Here is a 17249-nt window from a genome sequence, read left to right on the forward strand (position 1 = left end):
CGTCTTTTTATTAAGCGCGGGCGACGGCCGAGCCGTCCGCCGCGAAGAAGTGGATGTCGGCCGGATCGACCGAGAGGGTGATCTTCTCGTCGGCGGCGAATTTCGGCTGGCCGCGCAGCAGCGCCCGGAGCCGTTCCTCGCCGGCCGTCAGCGTCACCACGGTGAAGCCGCCAAGCGGCTCGACCTCGAAGATCGTCGCCGCCGCGCCGTCGCCGTCGCGCCAGGGCGCGAGCTTGAGGCTCTCGGGACGGATGCCGAAGGCGGTGGCGCGCTCGGGCACGCCGGCGAGCGGCAGGCGGATCACGCCATCCGCGGCTGTTAGCCTTCCGTTAACCGTATCGGCCGTTCCGGCGAGCAGGTTGATGGTCGGCGCACCGACGAGGCCGGCAACGTAGCGGCTGGCAGGACGATCGTAGATGGCGCGCGGCGCATCGACCTGGCGGATGACACCGCGCTCCAGGATCGCCATCCGGTCGGCGACCGACATCGCCTCTTCCTGGTCGTGCGTGACATAGACCAGCGTGTGGCCGAGCTCCTGCTGCAGGCGCTTCAGCTCGACGCGGGTCTCTTCCCGTAACCGCGCATCCAGCGCCGAGATCGGATCGTCCATCAGATAGGCGGCGGGATCGCGCACCAGGGCGCGGGCGATCGCCACGCGCTGGCGCTCGCCGCCGGAGAGCTGCGCCGGCGGCTTGTGCAGGATGTGGCCGATATGGAGCTTCTCGGCGACCGAGGCGAGCTTGGCCGCGATCTGCGCCTCTGGCACCTTCCGCTCGACCAGCGGGAAGCGGATGTTCTCGCGCGCGGTCATGTGCGGGAAGAGCGCCAGGTTCTGGAACACCATGGCGACATTGCGTTCCGCCGGCGTCACCTCGTTGACCCGCTTGCCGCCGATCCGGATCTCGCCCTCGTCCGGCGTCTCCAGCCCGAGGATCAGGCGCAGGATCGTCGTCTTGCCGGAAGATGGCGGGCCGAAGAAGCAGAAGAACTCGTTGTCGCGGATGGTGAAGGAAGCCCGGTCGAGCGCCAGCGTGTCGCCATAGCGCTTCGAGACGTTCTCGAAGGTGATCTCGGCCATGCTCAGCCTCCCCGGATCGCGGCAGTGGAAGCGGCGTCGAACAGGCGGACGGCCTGCGGCGCCGGCACGATCGAGACGACGTCGCCGACCGAGAAGCCGACATCGTTGCCGGCGACGATCTTGGCCGGCTGGCCGCTCTCGACATGCACGATGGTGCGGGCGCCGATCCGCTCGACGAAGGTGACGCGGGCGCGCAGCCCCTGCCCTTCGGCGGCAAGCGTCGCCTCTTCCGGCCGGAAGCCGTATTGCACCGCCCGGCTGCCGGCGGCGCGCGCCGCGGCGGCGAGATCGTCCGGCAACGGCGGCGAGACGCCCCAGGCCCCGAGATCGACGGCAAGGCCGCGATCGGTCTCGGCCAGTTCGCCGGCGATCAGGTTCATGCCCGGCGCGCCGATGAACTTCGCGACGAAGATGTTGGCCGGGTTGTTGTAGACCTCGAGCGGGGTTCCGACCTGCTGCAGCACGCCATGATCCATCACCGCAATGCGGTCGGCCATGGTCATCGCCTCGAGCTGGTCGTGCGTGACATAGACCATGGTCTGCCGGAACTGCTTCTGCAGATGCTTCAGCTCCGTCCGCATCACGGCGCGGAAGGCGGCGTCGACATTCGACAGCGGCTCGTCGAGTAGGAAGATCGCCGGCTCGACGATGGCCGAACGGCCGATGGCGAGGCGCTGCAGGATGTTGACCGAGAGCTTGGCGCTCTTCTGGTCGAGCAGCGGCGTCAGCTGGAGGAAATCGGCGATGTTCTTGACGCGGCGGTCGATCTCCGACCGGCTCATGCCGCGCATCTTCGGGCCGTAGGCGAGATTCTGGCGAACCGTCATATGGGTGAAGATGGCGTAGTTCTGGAACACGAAGCCAACGCCGCGCTTGCCCATCGGCACGCCGTTCATGTCGCGGCCGTCGAACAGGATACGGCCGCCGGACGGGTCCTCCATGCCGGCGATCATGTTCATGGTCGTCGACTTGCCGCAGCCGGAAGGCCCCAGCAGCGCCATGAACTCGCCGTCGCGGATCTCGAGATCCATCGTCTTCAGCGCGGTAAAGTCGCCGAAGCGCTTCACGAGGTTTTCGAGGCGGATGGTGGTCATGCCCGGCCCTCCTTTTTGGCGGCTTCCATCCGCTTCATGGCGAAGACGGCGAGCACGGAAAGGACGATCAGGATGACGAGCGCGATTGCCGCGACATAGCCCCAGATCAGGTCCTGGGTGGTGACCTTGTAGACGTAGACGGAGATCGTCTCGGTCGCGACGCCAGGGCCGCCGCCGGTCATGATGTAGAGCGTGTCGAAGATCTTGAAGATCTCGATGACGCGGATCGCCAGCGCGATCACCATGATCGTCTTGATGCGCGGCAGCATGATCGTGAAGAAGCGCTGCCGCCAGTTGGCGCCGAGCAGCGTCGCCGCCTTCAGCTGGTCCTCCGGCACGCCGACGAGGCCGGCGAGCAGGATCAGGAACATCAGCGGCGTCCACTGCCAGATGTCGGCGATCATGACGGCGACCAGCGCCAGCGTCGGATCGGACAGCCAGGCGATGCGGACATCCATGCCGGAAAGCGCCGAGAGGATGCCGTTGAGCGGCCCGCTCGACTGGAACAACATGAAGAACATGTAGCCGGCGACCGCAGGCACGACCATCATCGGCATCAGCAGGATCGAGTAGAAGATCCGCTTGCCGGGGAAGTCGTCCATGAACAGCGTGGCGAGGCCCAGCGCCAGCAGGAACTCGGCCGGCACGCAGACGGCCATGATGATGAAGGTGCGCCAGAGCGCGCCCCACCAGCGCCGGTCCTCCATGAGATCGGTATAGTTGGCGAAATTGTTCCAGGACTGCCAGGCCTTCCACCAGCTGACGCCGTCGAGCGGCGACCAGTCGGTCAGGCTGATGTAGAGCTGCATCAGCAGCGGGAACACGGCGATGAACAGCACGAGCAACTGGGTCGGCAGCGTCAGGCGGAAGCCGAGGCGGCGCGATTCCAGGTCGACGGGCTGGGCCGCGCGCGGCGGCGTCGCCGAGGCGGCGCTCGGGATGGTTTCGGTGGCGCTCATTGCTTCAGCGCTCCGAAGGTCAGGCCGCGGACCAGGTGCTTCTGGATGGCGATGCCGAGGATGACGGGCGGGATCGCCGCGAGCAGGCCGAGCGCCGCCTTGGCGCCATAGAGCTGGCCGGTCATCGAGGACGACAGGGACGCCATGTAGACCGGGATGGTGACCCAGTTCTTCGTCGTCAGCAGCAGCGCGATCAGATAGTCCGACCAGTTCAGGATGAAGACCAGCAGCGCCGAGGAGGCGAGCGGCGCGCGCATCATCGGCAGCGTGATCTTCATGAAGACGCGGAAGCGCGAGCAACCCTCGACCAGCGCCGCTTCCTCGATCTCGCGCGGCATCTCGTCGAAGAAGGTCTTCATCAGCCAGAAGGCGAAGGGCAGCGTGACGATGCCGTAGATCAGCGCCAGGCCCCACCAGGTATCGATCAGGCCGAGGAAGGCCCACATGATCATGATCGGGATCATCACCGCCATCGGCGGGAACAGGCGAAGCTGGATCAGCGCCAGCGGCAGGTTCTTGCCCGAGCCGAAGCGCGACAGGCCATAGGCGGCGGCGGTGCCGCAGCCCATGGCGATAACCGTGCCGAACACGGCCGAGAGCAGCGACGACAGGATCGGCCGCCAGGCGGTGCGCTCCAGCGCGACGATCAGGTCGGACGTGCTCTCGCCGAAGACGAAGCGGAAATTGTCGAGCGTCGGCGCGCGCGGAATCCAGGTCAGGTCCGCACCGGTCGCCGACCATTCCGGGATCGGCTTGAAGGCCATCGACACCATCCAGAGGATGGGCAGCAGCGTCAGCGCGAGCGCAAGCGCAATCGCGGCATAACGGAAGGTTTCAAAGGCGGGTGAACGCCGCATGGGTCGACTCGTTTCCTCGGCAGCGGCCCTCACCTCTCCCATGGGGAGAGGTCGGACCGCAGGTCCGGGTGAGGGGTTGAGCCCTCTCCGGAAAATTCCCTACCCCCTCACCCGTCGGCTTCGCCGCCGACCTCTCCCCGTGGGAGAGGTGAAAGGGTCCCCACATTCCTGGCCGCCAAGGCCCTCACCCCACCCTCTCCTCGAGGGAGAGGGCTTTCCGCCAGAGCGCTGCATCCGCCTCGCGGCCGGTGAGGAGCGCCCCCTCGCCCGCTGGCGGGAGAGGGTCGGGGTGAGGGTCTCGGCGCAGCGCCTTACGTCACGACCGGGTCCAGCACCGTCGGCCACGAAGCCTTGTTGCTGCGGATCGCATCGAGCAGCTTGTCCTCGCCGATGCGGCGGGCAATGCGCTTCCATTCGCGTTCGGTGTCGGCCATCGCCTGCTCCGGCGTCTTCGCCTTGGTGCAGGCGGCGACGAGGTTCTCGTCGAGCGCGTTGTGGAAGGCGGTCGCGCCCGGATAGTTGATGGTGGGCACCGTGCGGGCGACGACCTCGCGCAGATTGTCCATGTGGTAGGCGTGATACGTCTCGCGGACGAGCGGATCGGCGAAGTTCGCCAGCTGGAACGGGTCGAAATAGCCGCCCGGATTGGCCGTCATCCAGGAATAGATCCGGCTGGAGCCGAGCCACTGCAGCAGCAGGTAGCAGGCTTCGGGATGCTGGCTCTGGGCCGAGATCGAGGCCGACAGGTTGAGCCACAGCACGGAGCGGCGGACCAGCTTGTCGTCGATGACGCGGCCCGGCGGCAGCATCGAGCCGATCTTGCCGGTGACCTTCGAGCCGTCATTCGCCTTGTTGTCGAGGAACTTCGGCAGGTTGGAGAAGGCGCAAGTCATCGCCGCGCCGCCATTGCCGAAATTGCCGTACTGCTCCGGCCAGCCCCAGGAAATCGCGTCCGGCGAGTGATGGGCGAGGCTGTCGACATATTCGGTTGTCGCCAGGATGCCATTGGCCGAGTTGATCAGCGGCGCGCCATTGTCGTCGAACAGGAACTGGTTCGGCGAGGCGGTCGAGACGAAGCGCTGGTACCAGTTGGTGTAGCCCCAGCCCTGGTTGCGCAGGTCGGTCGAGCCGAACAGGCCCTTGTCGGGGCGATGGAAGAACGAGGCGATGTCGCTGTGCTGCTTCCAGGTCGAGGGCGGCGCCAGGTCGTAGCCGAACTTGTCCTTGAAGGCCGCCTGCTCGGCCGCGTCGCCGAACAGATCGGTGCGGTAGACCCAGCACTGATAGTCGCCGTCAAGCGAGACGCCGTAGACGGAGCCGCGATAGCGGTTGAACAGGCTGACGCCAGCGTCGCCGCCCGGATAGCCGCGCTCGGGATTGTCCCATTCCGGCTTATACTGGGCGACGAAATCGTCCATCTTGACGAGACCATTGGTCTCGGCGAGGTCGCCCAGGCGGTTCCACTCGACGGCGTAGATGTCGAACGCGCCGCCCTGGGTGGAGATGTCCTGCATCGCCTTGGTGAATTCCTGGCCGTTGGGCTGGCCGACGATCTCCAGGGTGACGCCGGTCTCCTTCTCCCAAAGGTCCTTGATCGACGGCGCGCCTTCCGGGAACGGCTTGGTCAGCTGGCCGATCGAGCCATCCGACAGGCCGAGCACGATCCTCGACGGCGCCTTGCCGGCGGCCTTCAGCGCCTTGATGCCCTCGATGGCGCGGCCTTCCGGCGTATCGGCGCCATACTGGTAGCGCTCGGCGCCGGCGAAGCCGGTCGGCCCGCCGATCATGCCCGGCGCCAGCGCCGTATCGGCGAAGGCCGGCCGCAGGAACTTCGGCGCGATGCCGACGGCGGCGGTGAGAGCGAAGGCCGAGCCGCCCGTCTTCAGCAGACGGCGGCGGGTGAAGCCGGACGAGCCGGCGGACGAACCGCGCATGGACATGATTTCCCCTCCCAAGGACAGCGGACCGTTTCCCGATCCGTCACATCGGCGGTGATGATTGATATTGATTTGTTTCGATGTCAACAGCCGATGCAATGCATCACAATATGCCCAATCGGATGATGCATTGCAGCAATGACAGGATTCCAACCGATCGCGTGGACCGACGACCGTGCCGGATTTTGCGACGATGCAGGCCATTTTCGGCCGAAATCAGCCGGACATGCTCCGCTGAGGCGTTGAAGCAGCACCGATATTCCGGCGAGAGATCAAAATGATCAAAACCGTCATTGACATCATTTTGCATCAAAGACATCATTTGCCGGCACGCAACCGCTGCCGCTTCCGGTTCCCCCGGCAAACGGCGTAGCTTGCGGTTTCCAAAGCCCTGAAACGACTCGGATAAACGGAATGCGGACGACACTGGCGGACATCGCGAAGGAGGCGGGGGTGTCGACCGCGACGGTCGACCGCGTCCTCAACAACCGCGATGGCGTCAAGGAACGCACGCGCGGCCATGTGCTCGCGATCGCGGGCAAGCTCGGCTACCTCGACGACATGCTGCGTCCCGGCGCGTCGGGCGCCGCGATCGGCGGCGTCCCGCTCGATATCGTCGACCTCGACATCGTGCTGCCGGGCGGCACCAACACCTTCATCAACAATCTCGCCGACCGCTTCGCCGACATCGCCGCCATCCGGCCCGACGTCAACCTGCGCATCCATTCGATAGAGGGCTTCGAGCCGGTGCTCCTGGCCGAGAAGCTGGAGGCGCTGCGCGGCAAGAGCCAGGGCGTCGGCCTGATCGGGCTCGATCATCCGGTGGTGCGCGAGGCGATCCGCTCGCTCGCCGGCTCGGGCGTGCCGGTGATGACGCTGGTCTCCGACATCAGCCATGTGCCGCGCGTCGGCTATGTCGGCATCGACAACCGCGCCGCCGGCAGGCTCGCCGGCTACCTGCTCGGCCGCTTCCTGAAGGCGGAGACCGGCAAGGTCGCCCTCTTCGCCGGTTCGCTCTCCTATCGCGGCCACGAGGAGCGCGAGATGGGCTTCCGCCACATGCTGCGCGAGGAATATCCGGGGCTTTCGATCGTCGAATTGCGCGAGATCCGCGACGACACCGAGCGCGCCTATAGCGAGGCGGTGGCGCTGCTCGCCCGCTATCCCGACCTCGCCGGCATCTACAATATCGGCGCCGGCAACCGCGGCATCTCGCGCGCCCTGCAGGAGGCGGGCCGGGAGAAGTCGGTCGTCTTCATCGGCCACGAGCTGACCGAGCACACGCGCCGCTTCCTGATCTCCGGCACGATGGACGCGGCGATCGACCAGAACCCGCGCGTCGAGGCGCGCGAAGCCGTCGACCGCCTCGCCCGCGCCGCCCGCGGCGAGGAAAACCCGACCGGCCCGGCGACGCGCCTGCAGGCGATCTTCAAGGAGAATATCCCGGAGGTGTGAGGCGGGCCCGGAGCCCCGGCTCGCCCCCCTCACCCGCCCTCGCCGCTGCCCGGACGCGGCGGAGCGGCGATCCGGGCTCCATCTCGCCCCGACCATCAGCGCCCTGTCAAAACCGTATCAGTCGGCGTGCAATTCGGCATTGGCGCGGGAGTCGAACAGCCCCTATCCTCCCGTCCCACCAATCAAAACAGCGCTGCCGCGATGGGCCGCGCCAATGCCCCGGGAGGCCCTCCATGTTTCAATCGCGCTCGATGACGGCGATCGTCTGCCACGGCCCGAAGGACTATCGCGTCGAGGCGGTCGGCAAGCCGGAGCCGCGCCGGCGCGAACTGGTGCTGAAGATCGACGCCTGCGGCATCTGCGCCAGCGACTGCAAGTGCTGGTCCGGCGCCAACATGTTCTGGGGCGGCCAGAATCCCTATGTGAAGCCGCCGGTGATCCCGGGCCACGAGTTCTTCGGCCGGGTCGAGGCGATCGGCGAGGACGCGGCCGAGCACTTCGGCGTCGCCGTCGGCGACCGCGTCATCGCCGAGCAGATCGTCCCCTGCGACAAGTGCCGCTACTGCCGCTCCGGCAGCTACTGGATGTGCGAGGTGCACAACATCTTCGGCTTCCAGAAGCAGGTCGCCGATGGCGGCATGGCGGAATACATGCGCATCCCCGAGACGGCGCGCCTGCACAAGATCCCGGAAGAGATCTCGCTCGAGGACGCGGCGATCATCGAGCCGCTCTCCTGCGCCATCCACACCGTCAATCGCGGCGACATCCAGCTCGACGATGTCGTGGTGATCGCCGGCGCCGGCCCGCTCGGGCTGTTCATGACGCAGATCGCCCATCTGAAGACGCCGAAGAAGCTCGTCGTCGTCGACCTCGTGCCGGAGCGGCTGGCGCTCGCCAAATCCTTCGGCGCCGACGTGGTGATCAACCCGCGCGAACAGGATCCGATCGAGATCGTCCGCGGCCTGACCGACGGCTATGGCTGCGACGTCTATATCGAGACGACGGGCGTGCCGGCCGGCGTCACCCAGGGCCTCGAAATGATCCGCAAGCTAGGCCGCTTCGTCGAGTTCTCCGTCTTCGGCGCCGAGACGACGGCCGACTGGTCGATCATCGGCGACCGCAAGGAGCTCGACATCCGCGGCGCCCATCTCGCGCCCTACTGCTATCCGATCGCCATCGACCTGCTCTCGCGCGGCCTCGTCACCTCGAAGGGCATCGTCACCCACCATTACGGCCTGAAGGACTGGACCACCGCCATCGACAAGGCCTATGGACTCGACTCGATCAAGGTGCTGCTGCGGCCCGGCTATGGAGCGGACGCCGCCGACTGAGACGCGTTTTCAAGCGAAGTGGTGGCCGGTTCGCGTGAAGAAAACGCGACCAGACAAAGAGTGAGAGCATTGCACCGTTTTTACGAAACGGTGCAATGCTCCAAGACGCGAACGGGGACGCTTCCATGAGCTATTTCATCGGCATCGATGTCGGCACGGGCAGCGCCCGCGCCGGCATCTTCGACGCGACCGGCGTGCTGAAGGCCTCGGCCAAGCGCGAGATCACGCTCTGGCACGATCCCGGCGACGTCGTCGAGCAGTCGTCGGAGAACATCTGGCAGGCGATCGCCGCCTCTGTGCGCGAGGCGATGGCGGCGGCCAAGATCCCGGCCGATCAGGTCGCCGGCATCGGCTTCGACGCCACCTGCTCGCTGGTGCTGATCGACGCCGACAACCGGCCCGTCACGGTCAGCCGTTCCGGCGATCCCGCCCGCAACATCATCGTCTGGATGGACCACCGCGCCACCGACCAGACGCGCCGCATCAACGCCACCAGCCATCCCGTGCTCGCCTATGTCGGCGGGGTCATCTCGCCCGAGATGGAGACGCCGAAACTGCTCTGGCTGAGCGAGAACCTTCCGGCAAGCTTCGCGAGCGCGAAGCATTTCTTCGACCTGTCCGACTGGCTGAGCTATCGCGCCACCGGCAGCCTCGCCCGCTCCGTCTGCACCGTCACCTGCAAGTGGACCTATCTCGCGCATGAGAAGCGCTGGGACGAGAGCTACTTCCGGCAGATCGGACTCGGCGCACTCGCCGACGAAGGCTTTGCCCGCATCGGCACGGAGGTGGTCGACCCCGGCACGCCGCTCGGCAACGGCCTGACGGCGCGCGCCGCCGAAGAGCTCGGCCTCAAGCCGGGAATCCCGGTCGGCGCCGCCATGATCGACGCGCATGCCGGCGGCGTCGGCTCGATCGGCGCGCGCGATACGTCGAACCAGCCGACCGACGCCAAGCGCCAGATGGCCTACATCTTCGGCACCTCGGCCTGCGCCATGACGACCACGGTCGAGCCGCGCTTCGTGCCCGGCGTCTGGGGTCCGTATTTCTCGGCCATGCTGCCCGGCCTCTGGCTGAACGAGGGCGGCCAGTCGGCGGCCGGCGCCGCGATCGACCATCTGGTCAAGCTGCATCCGGCCTATCCGCAGGCCGTCGCCAGCGCCAAGGCGGGCGGCAGATCGCTTCTCGGCCTCCTGGAAGCACGCGTCGCCGAACTGGCCTCGACGCCGGAGGCGATCGCCCGCCTCGCCGCTACCATCCAGGTCGTGCCGGAATTCCTGGGCAACCGCTCGCCCAACGCCGATCCCGCCGCCCGCGCCGTCATCGCCGGGCTCGACATGGACGAGGACCTCGACAGCCTCGCGCGACTTTATCTCGCCGGCGTCTGCGGGCTCGGCTATGGCGCGCGGCAGATCGTCGACGCGCTGGCGAAGCAGGGCGCGGAACTCGACACCATCGTCGTCTCAGGCGGCGCGGGCCAGAGCCCGCTAGTCCGGCAGGTCATGGCGGATGCGACCGGCCTCACCATCGCCGTGCCCGAATCAGCCGAGCCGGTCCTGCTGGGCGCCGCCATTCTCGGCGCCGTCGCGGCCGGCGCCTTCCCCGGCACGGTCGCGGCCATCGACGAGATGTCGCGCCTCGCCTCCGAGCATCACCCGGCCGGCGGCACGACGGCCGGCATCCACGACGCCAAGTATCACGTCTTCCTCGCCCTGCAGGACGCCGACCGCAAGGCGCGCGAACTGGTCGCCTCGGCTCTCTAGCCGGGGCCGCTGCCGCCTTCCGCGCCAACTGTGGCGCGCGCGTCACACGACGGCAAACTCGTCGGAAGCAACAGGTCGCCGCGACGTCCGGCAACGATTTCCGATTGCACGGAATCACGAAAGACGGGATGCGTCTCCCGCTTAGTGCATCGGCAAATGGGGGGCACCATGGCCAAGCGTACCTACGAGACTCCGGCACTCGTCAAGCGCGAGAAGCTCGACCGCATCGCGGCCGGCTGCGCCGGCTCGGACTGCAAGTAAAGTCGACAAGGCCTGCCGCGCCACGACCCGGGGGCTGGCCGCAGGCTTTTAAGACATTGGATGCCCCGGTCGCACTTGCGGCCGGGGCATTTTTTCTGTGCGTCGCAGCCTGCGAAGATAGCGTTACAAAACAGCAACTCTGGCGTCAGAACGACCGTGACCGATTTGAATTACTCTCACTAAACGCTTGCGTAGCTTCACCAAAATCAGAAACAATTCAGCCGTCACTATTATTGTGGGGGCTAACATGACCAAGCGTAGCTATGAGACTCCGGTTCTGACCAAGCGCGAGAAGATCGAGCGCATCGCGGCCGAGCCGATCGGCAGCCGGGTTACCTAAGCGCGACTCGCGACCAGCCAGTTGCAGCCATAAGTCGTTCGCGATCCCGTTCCGGGCGGTTCGACACCGTTATTTTCGGAGCGCAAGCTCCAATCAGATGATGAGGCCAAGAATGACCAAGCGCACCTATGAAGCTCCGGTTCTGACCAAGCGCGAGAAGATCGAGCGCGTCGCCGCTGCGCCGAGCAGCAACCCGGTCTAATGCGACCGCCGGCGCCCGATGCCTTGTGCACGGGCGCCGGACATCTCATACCGAATCTAGAGCGAGCACCATGACCAAGAAGACCTATGAAGCCCCGTCTCTGATCAAGCGCGAGAAGATCGAGCGCGTCGCGGCTGTCACCGGCAGCAACGTCGGCTAAAGGACGAGTTTCAACACCCCCGCCGTCACTAGACGTCGGGGGTGTTTTCATTTGGACTCAGGCCGGTTCGAACATCGGCGCGATTTCCATCTCCGGCACCAGCACCAGGCCCTTGTCGGTGATGCGGATCTCGGGGATGACGGAAAGCGGGATCAGGTTGAAGCCCATATAGGGGATCGAGCAGCCGGCCTTCTCCCACTCGATCTTCAGCGCCTTCGTCTCCTCCGCCACCTCGGTGACCCGCTTGTCGGAGAGAAGGCCCGCGATCGGCAGGTCGATCTTCGCCAGCACCTTGCCATCGGCGACGACGCAGACGCCGCCCTGGGTGGCGGCGACAGTCTCGAGCGCCAGCTGCATGTCCGGCTCGTTGGTGCCCGCGATGATGATATTGTGGCTGTCATGGCCGACCGACGAGGCGACGGCGCCATAGTTCAGCGTGAAATTCGACAGCACGCCATGCGCGACATTGCCGTTCGACTTGCCGTGCCGCTCGACCACGGTGACGAAGCAGAGCCCGTGCCGCTCGAACAGGGTCTCCCAGTCGTTCGCCGCGCCGATCTCGATCTTCTCATGGCCGAGCGTGATGCCCGGAAGCTCTGTGCGGATCGCATGCAGCGTACCGGGGCCTGACGGAAGGTCGGGCGTCAGCCTCAAGTTCTTCGGCAGCTTGACCGTCTGATAGGCCGATTTCGGATACTGGTAGCGATCGGAAAGCGCCGCGTCGAGCAGCGGCGTGATCTTGCCACCATCGACGACCAGCTCGCCGCCATACCAGGTCGACTGCGGATCGAGGCCGTCCCCCATCAGCACGAGGTCTGCACGGCGGCCGCCGCCCATGCCGCCGATCTCGCCATCCTGACCGAAGCGGGTGGCGCCATGCAGCGAGCCCATTGACCAGGCCTGCTCGGGCGACATGCCGGCCTTGACCGCCTCGCGCACCACCCAGTCGAGACCGAAATGCAGGAGGTCGTCGGCGTCGCGGTCGTCGGTGCAGACGGCAACACGCTTGTGCGAGGCGCCGAGCTCGGTGACCGTCTTGATCGCCTGCGGCAGGGAATGCCACGGCGTCGTCGGCGGGCCGCCGCGCAGGAACAGCCAGATGCCGGCCTCCAGCATGTCGTCGGCGATCTCGCGGTCGATCGCCTCATGCGTGTCGGTGACGCCGCTGGCGGCATAGGCGGCGACAAACTCGCGACCATAGACATGGCCCGAGACCGGACGGCCGCGCGACAGCGCCGCCGCCAGGATGGCGTGGCTGCGCTCGTCACCCATGGCGACGGGGACGAAATCCATCTTCTCGCCGAGCGCCACAGCCTCCGGCCACTTGTCGAACAGCGCCGCGATCTTCTCCGGCGTCAGGTCGCCGCCGGCCGTCTCAAGCTCGGGTGACGTCGCCGGGACGGTCGAGGGCACGGTCAGGAAGATCGAGAGCGGCGCCTGGCGCGCATCCTCCAGCATCGCCTCGACGCCGGCGACGTCCATGACATTGCCGATCTCGTGGCTGTCGCAGAAGATCGTCGTAGTGCCGTTCAAAAGCGCGGCCTCGGCATAGGCGCAGGCCGTCACCATCGAGGATTCGATGTGAATATGCGGATCGACGAGGCCCGGCGCGACGATGCCGCCCTTGGCGTCATAGATCGACCTGGCACCGCCCTTGTGGGTGCCGGACGGCTTCACGGCGGCGATGCGGCCACCGGAAATCCAGATCTCGCGCTCCGGCAGGATCCGCTCCGAATAGGTCGAGAGCACACGCGCGCCCCTGATGACGAGATCGGGAGCGGCGCGGCCGGAAGCGACGTCGGCGAGGCGCCGGGTCTGGGTGGCGAGCGGCGCGACGGAGAAGCGGGTGAGCCTGGTCATGAAGTGATCCTGCTACGCGATCAATGATAGTCGGGGATGCCCGGCATGGTGATGAAGCCCGGAATCGTACGAACCCGCCGCATCCAGCGCCGGAGAGCCGGATATTCGTCGTGATCGACGCCAAAGTCACGCGACAGCGCGATCGCCGGGAACAGGGCGATCTCGGCGAGTGTCGCATTCTCGCCGACGAACCATTCGAAGCCCTCCAGTTCGCGCCGGGTCATGTGGTCGTCCATGATGCGGAAGGCGCGTCGGGAAGCGGCGATGACCGCATCCCGGTCCGCCGGGACTTCGAGCATGTCATGCAGCCGCGCCAGCGTCGCGGGCGCCAGGTCCTGGCCGGCGAAGAACAGCCACATCATCACCTCGCCGAAGCGGACGGGATCGGCCGGCAGCCACTGGCCATCCCTGTCGTGCAGCCGGGAGAGATAGGCGAGGATGGCGCCGGCATCGCGCAGGGTGGTCGCGCCATCGACGAGGATCGGCAGGTTGCCGAGCGGATTGAGGCGGAGATAGGCCGGCGAACGCTGCTCGTGGCCGGGATGAACGTTGACCGCCACCTTGTCGTATTCGACGCCCAGCACGGAGAGCAGCAGGCGGACCTTGTAGCTGTCGGCGTCGAGTTCGTAGTCGTGCAGGACGAGGCTCATGCCGCCGCTCCCGCATGGCCGGCAACCGGCGCCGCAGCGCCTGCAGGCAGCGCCTCGAGCGCGGCGCGGAGATCCTCGGCCCAGACGGCGATATCCTTCAACGGCACGTCCCCGCCGGTACGGGCGATATGCAGCGCCGTGCGCCCGGCGCCATAGGGCTGCAGCGCCAGGAACACGGTCGCGCCGCCCGGCGTCGCGGCGAAGGTGCTCGGCGACAGCGCGTCGAAGGCACCGGCCAGGCCCGCTTCCAGCGCGTGGGCGACGGCTTCGGGGGCGCGGTCGATATAGAGGCTACGGACGGGCACGGCGGCGATATCCTGCGGCGGCGAACCGCCCGCGTCCGGCGCCGACTGGACCCAGATCATGCCGGCGGCCTCGACCGAGGCATAGGTCGGCACCTTGATCGTCTCCGGCACCTCCAGGCTCGGATGCGCCGGGATGTGGCGGCATTGACCGGCCTCGTCATACTGCCAGCCGTGATAGAGGCAAGCGATGTGGTTGCCACGCACGAAGCCGAAGGAAAGCCGCATGCCGCGATGCGGGCAGCGATCCTCCCAGACATGGCTGGCGCCCGATGCGTCGCGCCAGATCACCAGCTCCTTGCCGAAAAGCTGCGTGCCGGCCGAGGTCCCCACCTCCAGCCCTTTGCCAAGCCCAAGGGCATACCAGCCCGCTGCAAAACCCATAACTGCCGTTCCCCTGTCTTCTGGATATTCCGGAGCGGTCATTGCCGTTCCGTCTTGCGGTGGATGTCGAGCACGAGGCAATCGATCGGTCCGAGGCTGCACGCCATTTCGAACATGTCGACCAGATCGGCCGCCCCCTCGACGGCGACCTCGACCCTCTCGCGGCCGACCGCGCCGAGGCGCAGCACGAGCGACAGGCGAGTGGCGCGATGGCGCATGAATTCCGTGAAGCTCTCCGGCTGGAAATGGCCCAGGAAGGCCATCGTCACCGGCGCGTTCGTCTGCACGGGCTGGTTCATCCGACGCGCTCGTCCTCGAATTCCGCCAATTGCTGGCGGCGATAGTCACGCGGCGCGACGCCGAAGCGCGACTTGAAGGCGCGGCGGAAATGCGCGTCGTTGTTGAAGCCGGAACGCAGGCCGATCTCGTTCACGGTCAGCGCCCTCAGGTCGGCGCTCTCCAGCCCCTTGCGGCTGCGGTCGAGCCGGCGCTCGCGGATCCAGTCGGTGACGGACTGCCCGTCGCCCTGGAACAGATGGTGCAGATAGCGCACCGAGATGCCGTTGGCGCTGGCGATGCGATCGGGATTGAGGCCGTTATCGGCGAGCTCCGCATCGATGAAGGATTTGACCGCGTTCAGACGGCGGCGCTGGATCACCGAGCTCTGGTTCTCCTGCGATTCCGAAAGCATCGCCGCCAGCGCGCCGAGGCTGGCCACCACGCTCTCGGCGAAGGCGTCCCGCGCGCGCTCCGAGGCGATAGCGTGGATATTGGGAATGGCGCGCGCGCTGCCGAGCACGGCGCCGAGGACCGGATCGCTCGCGGCGATGCGCAGGGCGCAGATGTCTTCCAGGCAGGAGACATAGAGGCCGATGCGGTTCGACGGAAGTTGCAGGATGGCGACCGCGCCCTCCTCCGCCTGGACATATTCGAGCGGGCTGGTGGTCAGGTGAAAGGCCGCGTCGCCGGCCTCGAGCTGCACGGTGCGACCGAACTGCGAGAAGCTGCAGCGGCCGTCGAGCGGGATGGTCAGTACAAGCCGCTGGCGATGGGCGCGGTAGATCTCGTGCGGCGTCTGCAAGGCGACATAGCGCGGCGCGTTGAACAGGCGCAGGCCGAGGGTGCCGAGATCCCAGAGATCGAGGCTGGCGCGGAAGCTCGCGCGGTCGCCCGGAGCCACCGTCATCGGGCTGCAGCTCCGCCACATCATGGCTTCCCATTCCGGGTGGTCGAGAAGGGCGCGGGCAGCTGGCGGAAGCATGAAATCCCCTCATGGTCGGCAACGAATGCCGATCGCCTAACATTCAGGCATGTCTAACCTGTAGGCAATGCGACATCAATGCGCCTTCGCGCCGACCGGGCCGAAGCGACCCGCCGCCCAGCGCAAGACGACCGGCGCGAGAGCGCAACGCATCGCCCCCGAATGGCGCGGAAGCCCGGCAACACGCCGGATGGCCCGGGCTTCGGCGCCGACTGCCATGCGCGACGAACGCCGGCGCTGGCCTGAACATTGCTTCGAGAGGAGGCACGGCCCCAGGAGCAAGCCCGATGGACCTTACGAGTTTCGCGCGTCGCCTTCCCAAGATCGAACTGCACCTCCACCTCGAGGGCGCGGTGCGGCCGTCGACCTTTGTCGAACTGGCGCGGAAGAACGGCGTGGAACTGCCCTATTTCGACGAGATCGGCGAGCTCTACCGCTATGACAACCTGCCGGACTTCCTGAAGATCTACGACCTCGTCAGCCGCTCGATCCGCGATGCCGATGACTTCCGTCGCATCACCTACGAGATGCTGGAGAGCTGCGCCGCCAGCAACGCCCGCCATGTCGAGTTCTTCTTCTCGGCCCATGCCCACCAGGCGCATGGCGTCGACTATTTGACGATGCTCGACGGCATCCTGGCGGCGATGGCCGACATCGAGACGGACAAGGGCCTGACGTCGCGCCTGATCCCGGCGCACAGCCGAGAACTCGGCCTCAAGAGCGGCCTCGAATTCCTCGACATGGTGCTGGAGCATCGCAGCGACGCGATCATCGGCATCGGCCTCGACTACAACGAGGCGCCCTTCCCGCCCGCGCCGTTCCGGCCGCTGTTCGAGCGGGCGAAGCAGGCCGGACTGCACGTCACCGCGCATGCCGGCGAAAGCGGCCCCGCCGCCAACGTCCGGGATTCGCTGGAAATTCTCGGCGTCGAGCGGATCGACCACGGCTATCACGTCGTCGACGATCCCGCCCTCGTCGCGCAATGCCGCACGGCCGGCACCTTCTTCACCTGCTGCCCGAGCACGACCGAGGCGACGACGATCTGGCGCGACCTGTCGGCGCCGGACCACGCCATCCGCCGCATGCTCGACGCCGGACTGAACGTCACCATCCACTCCGACGATCCGCCCATGTTCGGCACGGATTTAGCCAATGAGTACGTTCTGGCCGCCGAAAAGCTGCACATGGACGCGCCAATGCTCAAGAAGTGTGCACTCGACAGTATCCGTGCCTCCTGGCTCGACGCCGACACCAAGCGCGACTGGCTCGGCGACTGGTCGAAGGAGATCGACGGGCTGATGGCGGAACTCGACGCCGCGCCCGCCGCGTCGCACCCGGAATTCACTTCCTGAACACCA

14 protein-coding genes are annotated in these 17249 nt (G+C 66.7%); 4 read left to right on the plus strand and 10 right to left on the minus strand.

Features of this window, described 5'->3' with window-relative positions:
• Nucleotides 1–10: 10 nt before the first annotated feature.
• The 5 genes from OSH07_RS07025 to OSH07_RS07045 form a co-directional block, all read right to left on the minus strand.
• The gene (locus OSH07_RS07025; protein WP_266337896.1) at nucleotides 11–1078 is read right to left on the minus strand and encodes an ABC transporter ATP-binding protein; all 1068 of its coding nucleotides are present in this window, start codon (nucleotides 1076–1078) and stop codon (nucleotides 11–13) included.
• A gap of 2 nt (nucleotides 1079–1080) precedes the next feature.
• A complete protein-coding gene (locus OSH07_RS07030) occupies nucleotides 1081–2172 on the minus strand; it encodes an ABC transporter ATP-binding protein (RefSeq protein WP_266337897.1) in 1092 nt (363 codons plus the stop codon).
• Complete coding sequence (locus OSH07_RS07035) at nucleotides 2169–3131, minus strand: carbohydrate ABC transporter permease (RefSeq protein WP_266337898.1); 963 nt, start codon at nucleotides 3129–3131, stop codon at nucleotides 2169–2171. The genes OSH07_RS07030 and OSH07_RS07035 overlap by 4 nt, the downstream gene beginning before the upstream one ends.
• Complete coding sequence (locus OSH07_RS07040) at nucleotides 3128–3988, minus strand: carbohydrate ABC transporter permease (protein WP_266337899.1); 861 nt, start codon at nucleotides 3986–3988, stop codon at nucleotides 3128–3130. Before OSH07_RS07040 ends, OSH07_RS07035 begins: the two co-directional genes overlap by 4 nt.
• 311 nt (nucleotides 3989–4299) lie before the next feature.
• The gene (locus OSH07_RS07045; protein WP_338149874.1) at nucleotides 4300–5922 is read right to left on the minus strand and encodes an extracellular solute-binding protein; all 1623 of its coding nucleotides are present in this window, start codon (nucleotides 5920–5922) and stop codon (nucleotides 4300–4302) included.
• A gap of 417 nt (nucleotides 5923–6339) precedes the next feature.
• On the opposite strand from OSH07_RS07045, the gene OSH07_RS07050 reads away from it, so the two are divergent.
• From OSH07_RS07050 to OSH07_RS07060, 3 genes are all read left to right on the plus strand, one after another.
• A complete protein-coding gene (locus OSH07_RS07050; RefSeq protein WP_266337901.1) occupies nucleotides 6340–7380 on the plus strand; it encodes a LacI family DNA-binding transcriptional regulator in 1041 nt (346 codons plus the stop codon).
• Between the two features lie 233 nt (nucleotides 7381–7613).
• Nucleotides 7614–8711, plus strand: a complete 1098-nt coding sequence (locus OSH07_RS07055) for an alcohol dehydrogenase catalytic domain-containing protein (RefSeq protein WP_266337902.1) — start codon at nucleotides 7614–7616, stop codon at nucleotides 8709–8711.
• A gap of 125 nt (nucleotides 8712–8836) precedes the next feature.
• A complete protein-coding gene (locus tag OSH07_RS07060; RefSeq protein WP_266337903.1) occupies nucleotides 8837–10471 on the plus strand; it encodes an FGGY-family carbohydrate kinase in 1635 nt (544 codons plus the stop codon).
• Nucleotides 10472–11491: 1020 nt separating this feature from the next.
• On the opposite strand, the gene OSH07_RS07065 is transcribed toward OSH07_RS07060, so the two are convergent.
• Genes OSH07_RS07065 through OSH07_RS07085 form a run of 5 tightly spaced genes read right to left on the minus strand, consistent with a single transcriptional unit; the run spans nucleotide 11492 to nucleotide 15891 of the window.
• A complete protein-coding gene (locus tag OSH07_RS07065; RefSeq protein ID WP_266337904.1) occupies nucleotides 11492–13294 on the minus strand; it encodes an adenine deaminase in 1803 nt (600 codons plus the stop codon).
• 20 nt (nucleotides 13295–13314) lie between these two features.
• Complete coding sequence (locus OSH07_RS07070) at nucleotides 13315–13944, minus strand: glutathione S-transferase family protein (protein ID WP_266337905.1); 630 nt, start codon at nucleotides 13942–13944, stop codon at nucleotides 13315–13317.
• Entirely contained in the window at nucleotides 13941–14630 is a 690-nt protein-coding gene (locus OSH07_RS07075) for a Rieske (2Fe-2S) protein (protein ID WP_266337906.1), read from the minus strand. Before OSH07_RS07075 ends, OSH07_RS07070 begins: the two co-directional genes overlap by 4 nt.
• A gap of 38 nt (nucleotides 14631–14668) precedes the next feature.
• Nucleotides 14669–14929 (minus strand): hypothetical protein, encoded by a 261-nt coding sequence (locus tag OSH07_RS07080; protein ID WP_266337907.1) that lies wholly within the window; start codon nucleotides 14927–14929, stop codon nucleotides 14669–14671.
• On the minus strand, nucleotides 14926–15891 hold the full coding sequence (locus tag OSH07_RS07085) for a helix-turn-helix domain-containing protein (protein ID WP_266337908.1): 966 nt from the start codon (nucleotides 15889–15891) through the stop codon (nucleotides 14926–14928). The genes OSH07_RS07080 and OSH07_RS07085 overlap by 4 nt, the downstream gene beginning before the upstream one ends.
• Nucleotides 15892–16178: 287 nt before the next feature.
• On the opposite strand from OSH07_RS07085, the gene add reads away from it, so the two are divergent.
• Nucleotides 16179–17243: an adenosine deaminase gene (add, locus tag OSH07_RS07090; protein WP_266337909.1), complete on the plus strand. Its 1065-nt coding sequence runs from the start codon at nucleotides 16179–16181 to the stop codon at nucleotides 17241–17243.
• The last annotated feature ends 6 nt before the right edge of the window (nucleotides 17244–17249 follow it).

This window comes from Kaistia nematophila, from assembly GCF_026343855.1.
Classification (GTDB): Bacteria; Pseudomonadota; Alphaproteobacteria; order Rhizobiales; family Kaistiaceae; genus Kaistia; species Kaistia nematophila.